Source organism: Gordonia sp. (in: high G+C Gram-positive bacteria), from assembly GCF_052106715.1.
Lineage (GTDB): Bacteria > Actinomycetota > Actinomycetes > Mycobacteriales > Mycobacteriaceae > Gordonia.
The window spans coordinates 63076-84386 of record NZ_JBQEDL010000006.1; the positions used below are offsets into that span (position 1 = coordinate 63076).

Consider the following 21311-nt stretch of genomic DNA (forward strand, 5'->3'; position numbering starts at 1 on the left):
GCCGACGGTCATCGAGATCCGTGGCGCCCGCGTGCACAATCTGCGGGACGTGGACGTCGACATCCCACTCGGAAGGCTCGTCGGCATCGCCGGGCTGTCCGGCTCGGGTAAGTCGTCGCTTGCTATGGGCGTCCTATACGCCGAGGGGTCGCGGCGTTACCTCGAAGCCCTGTCGACCTATACCCGTCGTCGCATCGGCCAGGTGCCACGCGCCGACGTCGATGCGGTCTCGCACGTCCCCGCGGCTTTGGCACTGCGGCAAAGACCTGCGTTGCCCGGGCCGCGCTCGACGTTCGGCACATCGACCGAACTCCTCAACGTGCTGCGGTTGATCTTCTCGAGGCTGGCCTCACACGTCTGCCCGAACGGACACCGCCAGGAGCCGACTCTCAATGCAGCGGCCGAGGTGCCCATCGTCTGCCCGACGTGCGGTGCGAGCTTCCTCGCGCCTGGAGCCGAGGCGCTGGCCTTCAACTCCGGCGGGGCGTGCCCGACGTGCGAGGGTCTCGGCACTGTACGTCTCGTCGACGACGCGACGCTCGTGCCCGACCCGACCAAGTCGATCGACGATGGAGCTGTCATCCCCTGGCAGGTCTACGGATTCCGGGTTCAGCCGCAGATCGTTCGCGAGATGGGAGTGCGCACCGATGTCCCATGGCGCGATCTCACGGCCGAAGAGAAGGAGATCGTGCTCGACGGCCCCGAGGTCAAAAAGCACATCGCGGTCACCTCGAAGAAGGGCGTCCACGACTTGGACTTCACATTCCGCAACGCGCGCCTGACGATCACCGAGGAGCTCAAGCGCGCCGACACCGAGAAACGATTGTCCCGGGTCAGTCGGTTCCTGTCCGAACACACCTGCCCGGACTGTGCCGGGACACGATTGTCGCCTGGGGCGCGCACACCGCAGATCGACGGTCGGAACCTCGCCGAGATCACCGGCCTTGCGCTGCACGACGTCGTCGACTGGGCGCGTACCTTACGGACGCACGCACCCGACGATCTCCGGCCGATGGCCGAGGTCTTGATGTCGACACTGCTCGGAATGGCCCGACGTCTGGTGGACCTCGGCCTGGACTATCTCACGCTTGACCGGGCCGGCGACTCGTTGTCGACCGGGGAGCGCCAGCGCGTCCAGCTCGCACGATCGGTCCGTAACGAGACGACCGGGGTGCTCTACGTCCTCGACGAGCCGTCCATCGGCTTGCACCCGGCGAATCTCGTCGGTCTGCACGGGGTCCTCGACGACCTCGTGGCGGGTGGCAACACCGTCGTGATGGTCGACCACGACCCGCAGGTGCTCCGAGCCGTCGACCATCTCATCGAGATCGGCCCCGGCGCAGGCAGTGACGGTGGCCGCGTGATCGCGCAGGGGAGTGTCGATGACGTGGCCGCCGATCCGAACTCGCGGATCGGCGGATTCCTCACCGGGACCCAGACCGTCGTCGTACGGGACAAGTGTTCCCCGACCGAGGTATTCGACCCGGGCGAGATCAGGATTCGCACCGCGCCCGTGCATACCGTCCACAGTCTCGACGTCGCGGTGCCTAAAGGCAGGCTCACTGCGGTGACCGGGGTGTCCGGCTCCGGGAAGACGACTCTGGTCCTGGAGAGCCTGGTCCCGGCGCTGCAAGGGCGAGCGCCCGCGCACATAACCGAGATCGACGATGCCGGGATCGAGCGGGTCGACGTCGTCGACGCGACACCGATCGGCATCAACGTTCGGTCTACCGTCGGCACGTATTCCGGAGCTCTCGATGACCTCCGCCGAGCCTATGCCCGGCTGGACTCCGCGCGGACCGCCGGGCTCACCGCATCCGACTTCTCCTACAACACCGGATCTCTGCGCTGTCCGCGATGCGAAGGGACCGGCCAGATCTCGCTCGATGTCCAGTTCCTGCCCGACGTCGACATCGACTGCACCGAATGTCATGGGCGCCGGTACGCCCCGCAGGCGTGGGCGCACCTGCGCGCGTCCGCGACCGAGGAACGAGAGGTCGCCCTGCCCGATCTCCTCGCCATGCCGATCGACGATGCGTACGTTCACGTCACCGATCTGCCGTCGGTCCGCACCAAGCTGACCGCGCTACGGGACGTCGGTCTCGGTTACCTGACGCTGGGGGAGGCCACACCGGCCCTGTCCGGCGGCGAGGCTCAGCGGTTGAAACTGGTGTCCGATCTCGGCCGCCGCCAGGATGCGGCCGTGTTCGTCTTCGACGAACCGACCGTCGGCCTCCATCCATTGGATGTGCGAACACTTCTCGGCGTGCTTGCGCGTCTGATCGATCAAGGCGGGACCGTGATCGTCATCGAACACGACCTCGACCTGATCGCCAACGCCGACTACGTGATCGACATGGGTCCGGCCGGCGGCGCCGCCGGCGGCCGCGTGGTCGCGACCGGCACTCCGGAGAACGTCGCAGCGAACCCGCAGAGCGTGACGGGTCGGTTCCTGGCCGACCTGTTCTGAGATCCCCGCCGGCCGGAGCCGCAATGCCCGTCAGATGAACGGCGCGAGGTCGAAGCGCCCCCACGCGACGAACGCGAAGAGCGCCAAGAACATGACGTCGCCGGCCATCAGCGCCCATTCGCTGCGCCGGAATCGGGTCGTCGCCGCACCCGCCATGAATAGCATGAGCCCGCACGCCGCCAGCGGCACGAGCACCGGCACCACGTCTCCCACAGTAGGGAGGATCAGGCCGATCGCCCCGACCAGTTTGATCGTCCCGATCGCCTTGATGTGGCCCGCACTGAAGTCGTCCACCCAGTGCTGGCTCTCGGCCAGCGACCGGTACTTCTCCTTCGACATCAACAACTGACTGAGCGCACCGACCGTGTACGCACCGGCGAGCACGGATGTGATGATCCACAGAGTCACATTCATCAGAACCTCCTTCATGGTTACCTCGGGGTCGTGAGGAACCGTCATGAGTACTGACGACCCGAATCGACGAGAGGTAACCGATCTCCGATCACGACGGGCTGGCCGACAGTTTCGACGCGCAACGAACGCGCCTGACCGCGGTCGCATACCGGATGCTCGGATCACGGGCCGATGCCGAGGACGCGGTCCAGGAGGCGTGGCTCCGCCTGACTCGACACGATCGGCATTCGGTCGACGATCTGGACGCGTAGTCGACCACAATCGTCAGCCGGATCTGTATCGACGCGCTGCGATCGAGGTCGCGGCGCCGTAAAGTCTCGATCGATCAGCGCCTCCCCGAGGTCGTGGCCAGGACGGACGAACATTCACCCGAGGATGCGGCAGTACTCTCCGACAACGTCGGCTCGGCGCTCCTGGTCGTGCTCGAGACGCTGCGCCCCGACGAGCGACTGGCTTTTGTCCTGCACGATACGTTTGCGGTCCCGTTTGCCGAGATCGCTCCGATACTGAACAAAGTCGCCCGACGCCACCAAGATGTTGGCGAGCAGGGCTCGTCGAGAAGGGCGAGGCGCGCCAGAACCGGACTCAGCGCGGCACGGGCCGAACGATGTCGTCGACACTGTGCGGCGTGGTCAACGCTCGCGCGTGGTTGTCGAACGCGTTCTTGTCGACGGAGAGCCGGGGATCATGTCGTGGAGTCCCGGAGGAAGACCCATCAGCGTCATGGCCTGCACCGTCGACGAAGGTCGGATGGTTGCGATCACGTCGATCCTCGATCCGCACCGCCTCGCGGACATGACGCTCCCGGAGCCGCCGACAACGGTCTAGCCAGCCACCACTCCGATCGCGGCGTTGCCCCGGCTCTCCATGCCAGTTAGCTTAGGCTAACGATATAAGGAGGTTTCGTGACGCGGATTCCGTTGTGCGATGCGCTGATCGCGGCACAATCGACACTTCGGGCGAATTTCCACGCGACGCCATCGGGTGGTGAGCCCCACCTCGATGACCCCGAACTCGCCGGAACGTTCGACCGACTCTTCGGTGCGACCCGACGCTTCGACCAGTCGTGGTCGCACGCATCGCTCGACTCGTTTCATCGGCCGGACCGGGCTCTACACGCGGCTCAGCGACTCGCCGCCGACGCTTTCGGCGTGGATCGGACGTACTTCCTGTCCACCGGAGCATCGACCGCGAACATCGTAGCCACCACTTCGGCGCTCGCGCGCGGAGGCCGAGTACTGCTCGACCCGACAGCCCACCAGTCGCTTCACTTCACCGTCGAGCGCGATGCTGGTGCGGTTGACCTGATGCCGTGCAACGGCGACACAATCAACGTCGATGCCGCCCACGACCTACTGGTCGAGCGAAGCAGGGACGGTCGCCCGCCAGACGTCGTAATACTCGCGGCGTCGTCGTACGACGGTCGACGCCTGGACTGTCGATCCGTATTGCCACGCCTCGCCGCGGCCGCCCCTCGTGCACGCTTCATCCTCGACGACGCGTGGTGCGCGTTGCACACCTTCGCCCCTCGAACGTCGGGCAGCGGGCCGGTCGCAGGGATAACACAACTGCGTGCAGACGGCCTCACCAATCCCGTTCTCGTCGTCCACTCGGCGCATAAGACGATGTTGGCGATGCGACAAGCCGCGTACCTCCACGTGTCGACCGGAGGCGAACCCGATCTCGCTTCGCGCGTGAGCCAGAGTGTGTTCATCCATCACACGACCTCGCCGTCATGGCCGATCCTCGCTTCCCTCGACATAGCACGCGAGCACGCCGTGCGCAGCGGCGCGCAAGCGGTGGAGTGCGCCGCTGCGCACGCAGCCGATCTCCGCCGACGGATCGACTCCGAGACAGTTTTCACCATCGGCACCCTTCCGCCGGTGCCGGGATATACCGTCGACCCGCTCCGGGTCCATATCGAGGTGCCCGCTCGGTTCGACGCCGAACAGTGTCGTCGCCGACTGTGGGACGAGTCGGGGATCCACATCTCCCGGATCTCCGCGGGCCGACTCGTAGTGGCCATGACGTTGGGGGTCTCCGATTCCGCAATCGATGCTCTCATTGCGGGATTACGCAGCGTTGGCAGACCTCCTGGTCGTCGTCGCGAAGCCGGCCCCTGCACGGTCATCTCCAACGCCCCCTTCGTCATCGCATACCCGCCGGGGATACCCCTCGCAACCCCGTTCGAGCAGCGCTCGACGTCGGACGAGTTCCCGTGCATCGGCGGTTCCGAACTCTTCGAAATCGACCCGCGTTGGGGTACACGCTGATTACCGGAACGTCATGGTTCGCGCCCTGCCGTGCAGTCGGCGGTCCGGCCGGCGGTGTCGGTCCGTGCGTGCCGCATTCGAGTGAACGCTCCACCCGCGGCTCGCAACTCGGCGGGATCGCCTGCCTCGACGACCCGTCCGGACTCGACGACGATGACATGATCGGCGGTATCGACGATGCGCATGCGGTGAGCGACCACGACGACCGTGACACGCCCGGCCAGGCCCCGTACCCAGTCCTGTATCTTCTGCTCCGACAAGGCATCCAGTGCCGCAGTCGCCTCGTCGAGAACGACGACGGCTGGTTTCTGCAGTGCGACGCGCGCGATCTGTACGCGCTGGCGCTCCCCGCCGGACAGGTTGCCGCCGAGCGGACCGACCTGCGTGTCCCACCCGTCGGGCAGGCGGTCCACGATCTCGTCGACGCCCGAGACGGCCGCCGCCCATGCCAACTCGGCGTCCTCTGCGTCCGGACGGAAGGCCGTCACGTTCTCCCGGATGCTTCGGTCGAGCAGCGTCACCTCGGACAGAATCATGCCGACTGCGTGGTGAAGGTGTTCCTCCGAGGTGTCCCGTATGTCGACGTCGCCGATGCGGACGCTGCCCGCTCCGACGTCGGCGAACCGCGGGATCAGCCGCAACAGCGTGCTCTTTCCCGCCCCCGACGGTCCGACGATCGCTGTCACCGTACCGGCCGGGACATGCAGGTCGATACCGGTCAACGTCGACTCGTCGGTTCCCGGATAGGTGAAGTCCACGCCGTCGAAGCTCACCGAGAGTGGAACGTCGTGGGGGAGAGCCTGCGCATCAGTGGGCTCGGGCAGCGCGGCTGTGCCGAGATAGTTCACCGTGCGCCGTACGGTCGCTCTCGACGTCCGCAGCATGCGAGCAGTGGTCGCCACGGCCATCACCGGTTCGGCGAAACGCAGCGACAGGGTTAGCAGGGCGACGAGTGCGGCGAGATCGGCGCCAGCCCCGAGCATCACCCACCCGATGGTCGCAACGACTGCCGAGATCGCCAAATTTACCGAGGTGCCGAAGCCGGCACGCGCGAGAATCTCTGTCCGAACGCCGACACGTGCGGTCGCATCGAGTTCGTCGAGTGAATCGGTCAACAGGCGCATCCCGAGGTTGTCGCTGTCGGCGGACCGTAGGACGGGTTGGGACTCGGAGTACTCGATGATCCGCGCGGTCGCTTCTGTGCTCGCGGCATGATCGGCCAGCTCGGCCTCCTCGAGTTTGCGCGTGGTGAGGCGGTGCACCACGTACATGAGGGGAGCCGCGATGACCATGACCAGGGCCGCCGCGGGACTGACGAATACCGCAGCGATCAACACGATCACGGGAGTGATCAGTCCTCTGGCGAGCTCGCCCAGGTTGAGCAGAATGTTTCGGGTGATGCTGATTGCTCCGGGCCACATCAGCGAGATCATGCCGGCATTGTTCGTTGCCCCGAACCAGGAGAGCGGAACCTCGCGCAGGTGTTCTATCTCGCGAGTCTGCACCGCAGACATCGCATCGAATGTGGCGCGCGTTCCCTTGCGCACGGTGTGTGCGTGCGCGACGAGAGTCGCTACCGCGCACACTGCGAGAACAACCAGCCATCGGACCGAGGCGTCGCGATCGTCTCTGACAATGGCTGCGAGCGTCGGAAGTGTCAGTGCGATCGTCACGCCTTCAAGGAGTGCGTAGACGACGCCCCGCACAAGCTGTGCGCGGTATCGGCCGACGGTGTCGCGATCCATCACCGCGAGCAGTTCGGAAATCATGACGACATCGCCTCCCACAGCCGCCGGTACACACCGTCCGCGTCGACGAGCTCGTCGTGGGCCCCAGATCGCGTGACGCGGCCTCCCTCGATGACGACGATCTGCTCAGCGTGTCGGATCGTGTCGAGCTGATGAGCAATCAGTAGCACGGTGCGGCGTCGTGCCACAGCAGCCAACGAGCGGTGAATCGCGGCAGCCGATTCAGGGTCGACATGGGCGGTCGGCTCATCGAGTATCAGGATTTCCGGATCGGTGATCAACGCCCGGGCGATGGCGATCCGCTGTCCCTCCCCCGACGACAACGACAGGCCGTCGCCGATCACCGTGTCGTACCCGTCGGGCAGGGCGGTGATCCGATCGTGGATGTGAGCAGTACGGGCGGCCTCGATCACTGCGGCCTCCGCCGCGTCCGGCCAGGACAGTCTGATGTTATCGCGCACTGTTGTGCGCAGTAGCACCGCGCGTTGCGGTAACAGCGTCACGCGGTGCGCGAGATCGACTGGATCGATATCGCGGACATCGACGCCGCCGATCCGTATGGCGCCCCGGTCGACGTCGTGATGACGGGCGATCAATGAACAGAGAGTCGACTTCCCCGCGCCAGACGGTCCGACGACTGCGGTGAAGCTGTTCGGGGAGATGTGCACGGTCACGTCACGCAGAATCATCGACTCGGGGTCGTGGCCAAAACTCACGCAGTCGACGTCGACTGCGTTGCCCGCCGGGGCCCGCGGTGTCGACGATGTGACCAGTGGCGGTATCGACAGCAGCTCGTCGATACGAATGGCGGCGAGCGCCGCCGATACGATGCCGAACCTGGCCGTGGTTATCGCCGCCGGAGCCGACGCGATCAGAACGGTCGAGACGGCGAATGCGACCAACCCAGCCGGTGTGAGCGTCGAGTACTCGACGAGTAGGAAGCCGACGCACAACACCAAGAACAGACCGAAGACCGGGTCGACGAGCGTAGCGATCCGAGATCCTCGGGACTCCTGCTCGAGGTGCGAGTCGACGATCACTCGGTGCAGCCGCTGCGCAGCATTCAACAACCGAGTCGGCCCGGTGCGTGCGGGTAACACGCGGAGCGTTACCGCGTCGCGCATCTCCTCGTTCGCCGCGCCGACGAGATCGGTCACCGCGGCACCCTGCTGTTCCTGGTGCTCCATAGCGCGGAGAATTATTCGTTGTTGCAGGACGTAATTGACGATGGGCCCGATCACGGCAACGAGTGCGAGCCGCCAGTCCACGGTGACGAGCCAGATCAGGATGGGCACTGGGGTGACAGCCGCATTCACCAGCTCCATGCGGCCGTGGGCGACGCCAGTGTGCATCGTCTCGACGTCGGCGCCGAAGGCCGTCAACGCCTTCTGCGACGAATCGGAGTCGAACCAACCCAAGGGAAGCCGACCGAGTCGCTGCGCGACAGCGAGCCGCACCGAACGTCGAACCCGAAGGTCGGCGACGTGCGTCAGGTAATAGGCAGCGCATGTCGCGACGAACCCGACCACGGACGACCCTGCCACGATGCCGATCCCCATGTAGACGCGAGCATGCGGCACCTGGCCGTCACCAAGCAGTCCGGTTACGGAGGCGTCGGCTATGACCCAGATTCCGACGAGAGTTCCGACCATCAGCGCACCAGCCACCGCCTGAAGCGCCGTCGCCCACTGGATATGCCGCCTGGCCGGAATGGTGAGGCGCCGGAGCGGTTCGCGATCCACCTCGGGAACTGCGTCCGCCCTCCCGACCAGGTCCTTCACTCTTGCCATGTAGGCCATCACTGGGCGTCGGTGTTCTGGCGGCTGCGGTGGTTCTGTATTGACCACACGGATGGTCTCCTCGCTCTCGGTCTGTTCGCCGACGTCTCTCGAAATGCTCGCACTCAATCGAATCCGTTGACAGCGGCGATAGTACGACTTAGGTTGACAAGATCAGCTTAGGCATACCTAATGAATAGTCAATGGGTAGCCACATCGATGCGAATGCATTGGACCGCAGACGTTCCCAAGGAACGTACGAACTAGTGGCCCGCAGCGTACAAAACAACGAGGAATGGCGTGCTGACACCTGACCTGAACGGACTTCATGAGCGAGTGGGCGACCTCATCGGTATATCTGTCGATGAATTCGGGGTCGACGAGAACCTGATCGAATGCGGACTGCAATCGCTGCAGATGATCAAGTTCGCGACCGAACTTCGACGTCGCGGAGTCTCCGTCGTCTTTTCCGAACTAGCGGTGAATCCAACTGTGCGACAATGGCATTCACTCGTCGTCGGCCGTACTCCCGACGCCACCTCGATCCCCGCCGCTGTATCGACTGCCTCGAACGCAGACCAGCAGACGGGATTCGGGCTCGCTACGATGCAGCACGCGTATTGGATAGGACGTCGGTCCGACCAGCCGCTGGGCGGGGTCGCAGCACACCTCTACGCCGAGTTCGACGGCCCGCCGTCCGTGGGAGGCGCCCCGATCGACGTCGATCGGCTACAGGTCTCGGTCGGCCAACTTCTCGACCGTCACGAAATGCTGCGTGCGGTCTTCGACGATCACGGACGACAGCACGTACCTGAAACGCCCCGTGTCAACGTCTTCTCTGTCGTCGACCTCACGTCTATGACCCACTCGGACGCCGCGGCTGAACTGGAGCAGATGCGGGACACCCGCACTCACCAGCGGATGCCGGCGGACGAAGGCAGAGTCACCGACATAACGGTTTCGCTGTTGCCGGACGGTCGGCATCGCCTGCACGTCGACATCGACATGCTCGCCGCAGACGCTCTCAGCTATCGAACACTGCTCGCTGACCTCGCGATGTTATACCGGGGCAGCGGCGACTGTTTGCCGCCGATCGACTACTCGTACCGTCGATACCTGAGCGATAAGCCTCACCGGACACGAAGCGCGAGGGAGAGGGACCGCCAGTGGTGGTCAGAGCATCTCGACGAGCTTCCCGATCCACCGCGACTTCCGCTGGTTCCAGAGCATGAGCGGCCTGACCCCCATCGCACCGTCCGCTACGAGCATTGGATCGACGCGGACGCCAAGCGACACCTGATCGAATGCTCCCGTCGGGCAGGTGTCACTCCGGCCGTCGCCCTGGCTGCGGTGTTCGCACACGTCGTCGCCGGATGGTCCTCCGACGGCGAGTTCTTGCTGAACGTCCCTCTATTCGATCGCGAGCCGACCCACGACGACGTCGAGTTGCTGAGCGGGGACTTCTCCAGTTCGATCATGCTGCCCGTGGACACTTCGCACGCGACGTTCCTCGATCTCGCGCTCGACCTGCAACAACGTCTTCACAGGTACGCCGCACACTCGACGTATCCGGGGCTCGACGTCCTTCGTGACCTCGGTCGTCTTCGCGGCGGCCGACTTCTGGCGCCCGTGGTTTACACGAGCGGACTCGACCTCGGCGAGCTATTTCACGACGCGGTGCTCAGCGAGTTCGGTGATCCCGTGTGGATCGTGTCGCAAGGCCCGCAGGTCGTGTTGGACGCACAGGTCGTCGAGTTGCGCGGCGGCCTGCTCACCAACTGGGACGTGCGGGAGCATGCGTTCCCGACGGGGATGATGGATGCGATGTTCGCGCGCCACCGCGAGTTGATCGACCTTCTCGTGGACAACGAATCAGAGTGGACCCGCCGCCTCGCTGATCCTGCACCGCCCGAACAGAGGTCGGTTCGCGTGCGGGCCGACGCCGAGTCCGATTCGCGCTCGGCGGCAACCGGTCGCTGCATCCACGAAGGATTCTTCCAGCATGCTGAACTCACACCAGACGCGACGGCGATCATCGACGAGTCCGGCGAGCCGCGAACCTACCGCGCCGTCGCCGATGACGCCCTGACCATCGCAGCGGCCCTCGCAACCGAAGGAGTCCGATCCAGAGACGTCGTCGCCATCGTGCTCCCCAAGGGCGCCGATCAGATCGTGGCGGTTCTCGGAATCCTCGCGGCCGGTGCGGCCTACCTTCCGATCGGTGCCGACCAGCCGACCGAACGAGTCGACAGGATGTATCGGGTGGCATCGCCGGCGTACGTCGTGACGCCCGAGTCGCTCGCGCAACTCCGGCGCGACTCGGCAGATCAGCCGTTGCGCACACCCATTGTGCCCGACCCTGCGACGACTGCGTACATCATGTTCACGTCGGGTTCGACCGGGGAACCGAAAGGCGTTGACGTCGGGCATGCAGCGGTGTGGAACACGCTTCGCGCCATGATCGACCACTTCGATGTCGCTTCCATGGATCGCTCGATCGCACTGTCTGCGCTGGAGTTCGACCTGTCAGTGCAAGAGACTCTCGGAGTCTTCGCCGTCGGAGGTTCGGTGGTCGCGGTGACCGAGGAGGTTCGACACGACGGTTTCCTCGCGGCGGCTGCCATTCGCGAACACGGAGTGACGCAGTTGTACTGCGTGCCATCGGTTCTCGACATCGTCATCACCGGCGGTGAGCGTGTTCCCGATTGGGCGAGCACAGTGCGGACCGTGATTCTCGGTGGCGACCGGGTGCTGCCCGAGTTGCTCGGCCGCATGCGCGCGGTTGCGCCGACCGCGCGGTTCGCCGGCCTCGGTGGGGCCACCGAGACGGCCATCCATCACACACTCTGCGAGGTGGATCCTGACGACATCGATCCAGCCTGGCATTCAGTCCCATTCGGGCGGCCATTGCCCGGCGTGGTGGCGCGAATAGTCAACGACCGAGGTCAGGACTGCCCGGACTGGGTCGCCGGCGAACTGTGGATTGGCGGTGCAGGCCTAGCCCACGGGTACCGAGACGACCCGGACCGAACCGCCGAGCGCTTCGTGCAGCACGCGGGACGCCGCTGGTACCGGACAGGCGACGTCGCGAGATACCTTCCCGGCGGCACGATCGACTTCGTCGGAAGACGCGACCACCAGGTCAAGATCCGCGGATTCCGCATCGAGCTCGGTGAGATCGAGAACGCGCTCCGCGACGACCCTTCGGTCGTCGATGCGATCGCCGCAGTCCACGAGGATGCCCTCGTGGCCGCGGTGTCGGTTCCCGTCGAACGCGACCGCACCGCAGCCGGACACGACGCGATGCGGCGACGGCTCGGGGAGCGAGTACCGCCCTACATGATCCCAGCAGCGCTTCAACTTCTCGAAGTCTTCCCTCAGACGTCGAATGGCAAGGTCGACCGGGCTGCCGTCCTCGCAGAAGTCGCCGAATCGGTGACGCCGACGGCGTTCACAGAACCGTCTTCGCCCGTGGAGCGAGTCATCGCGACTCTGTTCGGCGACGTCGTCGGGCGGGACCGGGTCGGTGCCCACGACGACTTCTTCGACATAGGCGGTGACTCCGTGCTCGCGACACGCCTCGCCGGAATGCTCGGGGAGACGCTGCAGACGTCGTCGATCTCGGTCTCAGACCTGTTTGCAGCCCGCACGCCTGAGACTCTCGCCCGACGGCTCACGTCAGAAGCATCCGATTCCGTCCACATCGTCGCGGTGTCCGAGGTGTTCACCGAATTGCTGGAGATGTCCGACGAGGAGATCACCGAACTCGCCGCTGAATCAGTCGGCGGCGAGCAGAACGGAGGTACACGATGAAAGCGGCAGCGGATGTCACCGGGTGGTCCGCCATCGATTACGCGGACGTCAACGCCAATCAAGTCCGGACGGCGATCGCTTCGATCGATATCGCTCTCGCTGACCGTGCGGGGTGGGGAGCAGTCTCTGGCGGCGTCACTGTCGCGGACATCGGCTGCGGCGCAGGGGAGGTCGCGTACGAACTGGCGAGGCGCGGACACCGCGTGCACGCCTCGGACAACTCGCCGTCGATGGTCGAAGCGACGATCCGCCGGTGCAGTCGATACGTGGCCGAAGTGTCCGTCGAACGCCACGACGCGAGTTCGCTGCGACTGACACCTGACAGTTTCGACATCGTGCACTGCTCGTGGGTCATGCACTGGCTCCCGGATCTCGGCCCTGTTCTGGACATGATGGCACGGGCCGTGCGACCGGGCGGTTACGTGGTTCTGCAATGGAACGCCGGGCACCCCGCTGACGAGCCAGAGGGCCAGTTTGGAATTCTGCGTGAGATCGCCTCCCGCCCCGAATGGAAGCAGCGAATGAAGGACGCACCGTTCGTCATGCGCCGTCATCCGTCAGACGAAGTAGTCGCGCGGCTGCGCGACCGTGGCCTGGAGATCGTGTCGCGAGTGGACGACATGGTGATTCCGCCGCCACCGGATGCACCGCCGATGACGCTCGTCGACGTCCGTGAACGGGTCAAACGAACTGGTATGGGACGGCAACTGGAGGTACTCGGCCCTGACCTCGACGCTTTCCTCGATGAAGCGATCGCTGTCATGGTCGAACGAGACGCGACGTCGCTTCGCGACAGCAGGGTGATCGCGCGACTGTCGAGCGAAGGACGCTGACGATGATTCTCGACGCAGCTCAGCGAGCGAGACTTGCCCGGGAGTTGGAACGCCGCGGCATCAGACCGTCCTCGTCCGACACGATTCCGGAAGGCTTTCCGCCCGAGGGGCTTCCGCTCTCACCCGAACAATCGCGCATGTACTTCGCACAGCGACTGGCGCCGAGCTCCTCGGCCTACAACATTCCCTACGTCCTGGTTCTCACCGGTCAGGTCGATCCCGACCGCCTCGCCGCGGCGGTCCGGGACGTCGTATCGGTGCACCCGATCTTGCGTACCGTGTATCGCACGACGGCGGACGGGCAGGTACGTCAATACGTCGATGATGAGACGACCGTTCGAGTGAGCCGGCACCGAGTCGAGGACTCGAACGCTGTCGAGATTCAGTACGTCGATGACATCGCGCACGCACAGATGACCGAACCGTTCGATCTGGGCGTCGATCTGCCGATACGAGCATCTATCGTGACCGGATCCACGCTCACCGCACTAGCCCTGTCCATCCACCACATTGCTTTCGACGGTGGCTCCACCGAGCGGTTCTTCGCCGACCTCGGAGCCGCATATCGCGCAGGCACCGACACGAGTGCGCACCCTGCCTCTGATAGGCGCGGTTATCACACGTACGTCCGCGCCGGCCTGCGAGATCAGGGCCCGCCAGCGGTATCCGAACACTGGCGTCGAAACTTGGACTCTCTGCCCGATCGATCAGTTCTGCCCGCGGCGGGTGCCCGTCCAAGGCAATCCGCGGACGACAAAGGGGAAGGCTCCGACGCCGGCACACTGATCATGCGATCTGTTCCGCCCCGACTCGAAGTAGCCGTCGGTGACCTGACGGCGGCGAGCCGCTGCCCCCCAGTCGTCGTCCTGTGGTCGTCGGTCGCCCTGGTCTTACGAGGTCTCGGCGCGGGGGACAAGTTCGCTCTCGGAATGCCGGTGTCGACGAGGGAGGCCTCCGATCATCACGACACCGTCGGCGTCTTCGTCAACACGATCGCCCTTCCCACCGAAATCGAGAAGGACTCGACACTCGGTGCGACCGTCGACGCAATGACCGCGTCGTATCGCGAACATGTCGCGCATTCGGCCGACGACTTCGACGCGGTCGCAAGGGGGCTCTCTGTCCGACGCCGTCACCCGTTGTTCGAGGTCATGATCAACACCACGACGCCTCCGCGGATCGACCTCGGAGTCGACGGCGTGACCGTCGAGTCGCGCCCGCCACTGAGTATGTCCGCTCCGTTCCCGCTCACGTTCGGCATCTATCGGACCGACGACGGGCTCGGCGTTTCGCTACTCTATCGACGGGTCCACTTTGACTCCGACCGCGCCGAACGCCTACTCGGGGCGGTGATGGGCGCGATGGCGCAACTCGCATTTCACCCCGACCTCACCGTGTCAGAGGCCTCAACCTTCGCCGCGCCACCAGCGCAGACACCCTGTTCCCGAGGTCTGGTCTCGCTCGACGCCTTCGACGACAGCCGCGGTGTGCAGGCGAAGGCCCTTACGCTGCTCGCGTCCGTCACAGCCCCCGCATCCGAGCCGAACGTGCTAGACGGTCCACTCGTCTACGCCGAGGACGGGCGACTGACGTGCGCTCTGCCGGACCGCCTCGTCGATACCGAAACCGCCGAAGTCCTGCGCCGGTCGCTACTGGCAGGTTCGTGGTCCTCCGACACCGCGGAGGTGGACCCCGACGATCCCGGACTGCTCGACACCGCCGAAGAGTGGGCCGACTACCTCGACGTCGCAGCCGGAGCACCGACGCCGGTCCTGCGACGTACCGACAGGCGTTCGGCCAGGGCACCGCTCCAGGGAGAGCCGCAGATTGCTGCTCTGACACACATCGGCGGTCTCACCTGCCAGGCACTGTCTGCATCACTCACCGACTCCGTCGAGAGCGCCTGGTTCACGCTCGACGAACCGGACCGCCCCGACCCCGCATCGTGGACGGCTCTCGCCCGACGACGGCGTCGTGCACCGATGCTCGTCACCGACCCCTCCGCGGCCACCTCTCGACCCGATCCACGCGTGTATCGCACCATCCGTGACGAGAGCCCGCACACCGTCGACGTCATCGACGCCGACCTCGAGCCGACCGATACGGTAAGTGTGATCGTGGGCGATGCTCCGATTGACGGCACTCGGGTCGCAATCGTCCGAGACGGGACCGAATGGAGCGTCGACGTGACCGTCGACGCCGGCCTCGCCGCCGTGGACCCGCAGCGTTGGGCTGGACAGCTCGCCGCGCTCATCGACGATTCGCCCCGCGACACCGCCGTCGCCGGGCATTCGGGCCGACCACTGGTCGACGTCGGTGCGTTCGACATGGAGCGTCTCACCGAGACATACGGGGACCTCACCTATGTATGGCCGTTGTCCCCGCTTCAGCAGGGACTCGCCGTGCACCTCCTCAAAGCCGATGCGAACAGCACCGACGTCTACGCGACACAGCATATTGTGACTGTTGACGGTGAACTCCACACGCAGACGCTGCACGACGCAGTGACCGCGGCCGTCGTCCGCCACCCCTCGGTCCGGGCCGCGTTCGTGACGGCCGGAGACGATCTCGTCCAAGTGATTCCAGACGAGGTGTCCGTGAACGTCACAGTCCACGATCAACCGACCTCTCCTGCGACGGCGGGCACAATCTTCGCCGAACAGCTGCGTGCGCCGTTCGATCCTCTCTGTCCGCCGATGCTGAGAGTCGCTGTCGTTCGCAGCGCGACACACGCCTGGCGGATCGCATTCACCATCCACCACATTCTGCTCGACGGGTGGTCGGGAGGCTTGTTTCTGCGGGCGGTTCTCGATGCGTACACGGAACTCGACAGTGGCCGTCCGCCACAGTTCACGGAGTGTTTCACCACGCGCCGATACCACGAATGGCTGCTCGATCAGGACCGTTCCGCGGCCGCTGACGAGGACGCCGCGGCATTGCGCGACGTGCCGGGCACGACGCTGCTAGCTCCGGGATTCGACCTCTTGTCTGTCGAGCCGTCGAGCGGAGCCGAATTCGTCTACCGCCTCGATGCCGCGCTGTCGGCGAGTCTGCGTTCTCGTGCATCCGAACACGCCGTATCCCTCAACACACTTCTGGAACTCGCGTGGTCCATCACCCTGATGCGAGCGACTGGTACCGACGACGTGTGCTTCGGCACCGTCATCTCAGGCAGACCATCCGAGTTGGACGGCTCCGAGAGCGCGGTGGGACTGTTCTTCAACACGGTCGTGGCACGTGCGCAGTCGTCGCCGTGGACCACAGTCGACTCCGCATGTCTCGCACTCCATGAGGCGAAGATCCGCCACCTACGTGCGCCGTACGTCAGCCTGGGCGATCTGATCTCGCGCGGAGTCCCCGCCGACCTCTTCGACACGCTGTTCGTCTACCAGAATCACCCTCGATTGACCTCCGGCACCGTGTTCGGTTCGCACGGGCAGTTTCGCGTGTCGGACACCGAACTGACCGACGCGACGAACTACCCGCTCACGGTCGCTGTCGACGACCGCGACGAGTTGAGTGTCCGCGTCATGTACCGCCAGACCGCGATCTCGACCGATCGTGCGAAATCGGTCATGTCCGAGTTCGACAAAGTGCTCGCAACGCTAGCTGCGGGTACGGCATCGACGGTCGCGGACCTCAGACGGGGCTGCAAATCAGGCTGCATCGACGACATCTGGCGGGGCGGGCCCGTCTCCGGCGATCTCGTCGACTCCGACGTCTGGGATCTTCTTCTGCGTCGCGTCGAAACTGACGGCAACCGGTCTGCCGTGGTGGCGGGCGAGCGCACTCTCACGTTCGCCGAACTGCGGGACCTGTCGCGCAGATTCGCCAGCCTGCTGCACGCGCGCGGCGTCGGCCCCGAGTCCCGGGTGGCTATTCTCATGCGCCGGGACGAGGCGACCGTCGCCGCCCTCTTCGGGGTGTTCGCCGAGCATGCGGCGTACGTCCCCATCGACGAGAAGCATCCGCCCGAAAGGATCGCCTCCATCCTCGCTGAGGCCCACCCGGCCCTCGTGCTCGTCTCCACAGAACTGCGTTCGCTGGTTCCCGCGCGACTCGACTCGATCACGGTCGACGTGGACACGGATCTTCCCATGGGCGATGACGATCCGATCGCCCCGCCACACCTGTCTTCGCCGAGGCATTCGCGCTGGCTCGATCACACTGCGTACGTGATCTTCACGTCAGGATCGACTGGTCGTCCCAAAGGTGTCGTTGTCCCATACCGAGGGCTGACGAACATGTACCTCAATCACGTGCGGCAGATCTTCGAACCAGTCTTGAGATCACGTGAGGAAGGCGCCGAACCGCTCCGTGTCGCGCACACGACGTCGTTGGCCTTCGACGCGTCGTGGGAGCAACTCTTCTGGATGTTGCACGGTCAGATCATCCACATCATCGACGATGATCTGCGGCGTGATCCGGAGCGGCTGCTCGGCTATTTTCGGGACCGTGCGATCTCTGCGTGCGACGTGACACCCAGTTATGGGACGGCTCTCGTCGAACATGGTCTGCTCGAACGAGGCCAACCCACGGTGTGGAACGGGCTTGAGTTCCTGTCACTGGGCGGCGAGGGGGTGCCCGCGACTCTGTGGCAAGCGATTCGATCAGTACCCGGTCTGCGCTCGGTGAACCTGTATGGGCCGACCGAGTACACGATCAACGCCGTCGGAGCCGATCTGGACGATTTCGCACGACCGTGCATCGGTCGGCCGATCGCTGAAACCACCGCATTGGTCCTCGACTCAGCACTCGTTCCCGTTCCACCCGGGACGGTAGGCGAGTTGTACCTTGCCGGGGTCGGTCTCGCTCGCGGATACGCTGCGCAGCCGGAACTGACCGCTGAACGATTCGTCGCGAACCCCTTCGACCGGTCCGGCGTCCGGATGTACCGCACCGGCGATCTGGTGCGGTGGAATCGCGACGGTGGACTCGACTATCTCGGCCGCAGTGACGACCAGGTGAAGATCCGCGGCAACCGGGTCGAACCCGGGGAGGTCGCCGACGTCCTGCGCAAGAATCCCGTCGTCCACGATGCGGTCGTCGTCCCCGTCTCCGCGACTACCGGCGGCATGCGGCTGGTTGCGTACCTCGTCGTCGGCCCTTCTGCGGACCTCGATGCAATCCGTGACCAGGTCGCCGCCGAGCTGCCGTCGTACATGGTCCCCGACTCCTTGACATCGATAGCGCATCTGCCACTGACCGTGAACGGAAAACTGGACACGAGTGCGCTTCCGGCGCCTACACCCAGAACGAGTCGGCGGGGCGGAGCGCCACAGAGCGCTGCCGAACAGACCGTCGTCGACGTGCTCGGCGACCTTCTGGAGATCGACGCGGCCGAGATCGGCCGAGACGACGACTTCTTTGCACTCGGTGGACACTCGTTGCTCGCGGTACGACTCGCGTCGCGCGTCTCAACCGCTCTGGACAGGCCGGTCAGCTTGGGTGAGATCTACGCAGGTGCAACAGCGGCCGAAATCGTGGGCAGGGGCGAAAAGGCGGACAAGCCTTCCGTCGTACTCGAGATCGTGGCGGGGGCGGCCGACGGCCCGATGCTGTTCTGCATCCATCCGGCAGGTGGATCTGGATGGCCGTTCGTAGGTCTGCGGCGACACATCGACAGCCGGTGGAATGTCTACGCCCTCCAAGACCCGGCGCTCGCAGGCGAGACCGCACCCCCCACAGATGTCGCCGGCCTCGTCAACCGCCACGCCGACGAGATAGCACGTGTCTGCCGGACCGCTGACCGCAGCGAGGTCGCGTTGGTGGGGTGGTCGTTCGGCGGACAGATTGCCTACCAACTGACCGACGCACTTGCCACACGCGGGATCGTGGTCGCATGTCTGACGCTGCTCGACACCTATCTCATCGCCGAGATGGGAGTACCGCCTGCGGCCGACGACGAGATCCTTGCAGCGGCGGATCAGTTCTTCGACGTCCACGGCCGGGGAGCAGGTCTCGATGGAGATCGCCGACTCGGTGCTGCGGTACGTGAGGCCTACCTGCGACATTCCCGCATGATGGAGTCTCCGGTAGCCAGCGCAACTCCGGTCCCGACTCGGCTCGTCCTAGCCTGCGACAGCAACGGGATCACCGAATCGATGATCGATCGCAGCGTTGCTGTCTGGACGGACCGTCTCGGCGACCTACTGACGGTGAACTCGACACCGCTCGACCACCACGGTATGACCACCACGGAGGGCTGGGCCGTGACGGCGCCGGTCATCCGGGACTTCGTGACGACACATGTCGCCGACGAAGACCGAACCCTCACCTCCACTGGGAAAGGCACACAACGATGACTCGCTTCACACCCCCCACCTCCGTCCGATGGTGGGCGTTGATCGGGATGCTGATCATTGCGCTGGGGGTGGGTGCGTGCAGCAGTTCGAACGACGACGGCGACGAGGCCGCCGCAATCACCGTCACCCATGCGAAGGGGACGATAGCTCTTCCGGCAGCGCCCGAGCGCATCGTCGCGGTCGGCTCCGGAGACGTCCAGATCGCATCCGCGCTCGGCGCCGACGTGGTCGGTGCAGTCGCGAATCCGTCGGCACCCGACAAGAACTGGCCGGGCACCCCGAAGCCCTTCCCAGAATCGGTGATGAGCCTGGACAGCACGGCCCCGAACATCGAAGCGATTGCGGCACTCCACCCCGACGTGATCCTCGCAACCACCGCACAACAGGCGTACATCGACAAGTACCCGGAACTCTCTCGGATCGCCCCGACTGTCGTGTACAAGACCGAAGCCTTCGCCGACTCGGGCGACACTCTCGTCGAACTCATCGGTACCGCGCTGGGCAAGCCCGATCAGGCGCGTGACCTGATCAGCTCGTCGAAGCAGGCGATTTCGGAGTTCACGGAGGCCAATCCGACGGTCAAAGGCATGACCTATGCGTTCGGACAGTACGCAGGCGATCAGCTGTATCTCCTGGCGTCCGAGAAGAATCCGTCGACTCGATTTCTGACCTCGCTCGGAATGAGGTTGGACCCGAAGGTCGCCGAACTCGGCAAGGACGGGACTCAAGATGGATTCACCGAACTGTCCGCGGAGAACTACACGCAGATCTCGTCAGCACAGAAGGTGCTCGTGAGCACTCCCGGAGACGAAGGTGGGGCCAAGTTCTCGGCCAATCCGACCGTCAAGTCGGCGTTCGGCAGCCAGCTCGAAGTGATCTCAACCGATCTTGCAGGGGCGCTCCTCACCGCTAACCCGGCATCGACCGATTACCTCCTCGAGCAACTACGCCCGGCACTCGCCTGATGCGGTCGGCCGCCTTCACAGACGCCCTACGGGCCCGACTGGCAGCACGAGGGCTCGACAGAGCGGACCGACCGGCGAGTTCGGCGTATGACGAGGGCCCGAGTCCATTCACCGCTGATGTACCGGTCGAACAGCTTAGTGCAGGTGAGCGCCGACTCTGGACTCTCGCCCAGATCGATCCCGATGACGTATCGCACGTCATCGGGATCGTCTGGTGGTTCACGTCTGACCGCGCGGTCGATGCACATCGACTCGCGAGCTCGGTCAGCGCGGCCACTGCCGCCGAACCGGTCCTGCGCAGCGTGATCACCGACGCACACGGCGAACCTTCGTGGATTGACGCGCCGTCGCTTCCGCGGGTACGCGTGGTCGACGGCGATCGGGATCTCGCCCGAGAGAGCGCGCGCGAGATGGCTTCAACGGCGTTCGATCTGCGGGCCGAACCGCCGTGGCGCGCGGAAGTGATCGACCTGCCCGGCGGGCGTGCAGCGGTGGCGTTCGCCGCGCACCACGTCGCCGTCGACGACCGATCGTGGGAAGTGCTGCTGAACGCAATTCTCGACGCGTACGACGGCGCTTTGCCTGACCGCAGGTTGCGCCGACGACGCCCGCCGGTCGCAGCGGAGCGAATCAGGCAGGCGGCAGAGCTCGCCGACCGCACCGTCCCGGGCGCTGACGTCGAGTTCGTTGCGACCGCCAGCGGAATCGGCCC

General features: G+C 65.1%; 10 protein-coding genes and 1 pseudogene. 8 read left to right on the forward strand and 3 right to left on the reverse strand.

The window, feature by feature from the left end; genetic code table 11:
* Nucleotides 1–2470, forward strand: a 2470-nt coding sequence (locus ACTIMF_RS04805) for an excinuclease ABC subunit UvrA (protein WP_442349134.1), incomplete at its 5' end; no start/stop codon positions are given.
* A 30-nt stretch (nt 2471–2500) separates the two neighbouring features.
* Here the strand turns inward: ACTIMF_RS04805 and ACTIMF_RS04810 are convergent.
* On the reverse strand, nt 2501–2884 hold the full coding sequence (locus ACTIMF_RS04810) for a DoxX family protein (protein WP_442349135.1): 384 nt from the start codon (nt 2882–2884) through the stop codon (nt 2501–2503).
* An 80-nt stretch (nt 2885–2964) separates the two neighbouring features.
* Between ACTIMF_RS04810 and ACTIMF_RS04815 the strand changes: the two are divergent.
* Nucleotides 2965–3712, forward strand: a pseudogene (locus ACTIMF_RS04815) (sigma-70 family RNA polymerase sigma factor).
* 77 nt (nt 3713–3789) lie between these two features.
* Nucleotides 3790–5157 carry a hypothetical protein gene (locus tag ACTIMF_RS04820; protein ID WP_442349136.1) on the forward strand — a complete coding sequence of 456 codons (1368 nt, stop codon included), beginning with the start codon at nt 3790–3792 and terminating at the stop codon, nt 5155–5157.
* Between the two features lie 11 nt (nt 5158–5168).
* On the opposite strand, the gene ACTIMF_RS04825 is transcribed toward ACTIMF_RS04820, so the two are convergent.
* Nucleotides 5169–6926 (reverse strand): ABC transporter ATP-binding protein, encoded by a 1758-nt coding sequence (locus ACTIMF_RS04825; protein WP_442349137.1) that lies wholly within the window; start codon nt 6924–6926, stop codon nt 5169–5171.
* Nucleotides 6923–8695, reverse strand: coding sequence for an ABC transporter ATP-binding protein (locus tag ACTIMF_RS04830; RefSeq protein WP_442349138.1), 1773 nt, complete (start codon nt 8693–8695; stop codon nt 6923–6925). The genes ACTIMF_RS04825 and ACTIMF_RS04830 overlap by 4 nt, the downstream gene beginning before the upstream one ends.
* A gap of 288 nt (nt 8696–8983) precedes the next feature.
* Here ACTIMF_RS04830 and ACTIMF_RS04835 point away from each other — a divergent pair, with 288 nt between their 5' ends.
* From ACTIMF_RS04835 to ACTIMF_RS04855, 5 genes are all read left to right on the forward strand, one after another.
* Nucleotides 8984–12496 (forward strand): amino acid adenylation domain-containing protein, encoded by a 3513-nt coding sequence (locus ACTIMF_RS04835; protein WP_442349139.1) that lies wholly within the window; start codon nt 8984–8986, stop codon nt 12494–12496.
* Nucleotides 12493–13329, forward strand: coding sequence for a methyltransferase domain-containing protein (locus ACTIMF_RS04840; protein WP_442349140.1), 837 nt, complete (start codon nt 12493–12495; stop codon nt 13327–13329). The genes ACTIMF_RS04835 and ACTIMF_RS04840 overlap by 4 nt, the downstream gene beginning before the upstream one ends.
* A 2-nt stretch (nt 13330–13331) precedes the next feature.
* Nucleotides 13332–19634 carry an amino acid adenylation domain-containing protein gene (locus ACTIMF_RS04845; protein WP_442349141.1) on the forward strand — a complete coding sequence of 2101 codons (6303 nt, stop codon included), beginning with the start codon at nt 13332–13334 and terminating at the stop codon, nt 19632–19634.
* Nucleotides 19631–20599 (forward strand): ABC transporter substrate-binding protein, encoded by a 969-nt coding sequence (locus ACTIMF_RS04850; RefSeq protein WP_442349142.1) that lies wholly within the window; start codon nt 19631–19633, stop codon nt 20597–20599. Before ACTIMF_RS04845 ends, ACTIMF_RS04850 begins: the two co-directional genes overlap by 4 nt.
* Nucleotides 20599–21311: condensation domain-containing protein (locus tag ACTIMF_RS04855; RefSeq protein WP_442349143.1), on the forward strand; the 713-nt coding region annotated here is incomplete at its 3' end. The genes ACTIMF_RS04850 and ACTIMF_RS04855, both read left to right, overlap by 1 nt.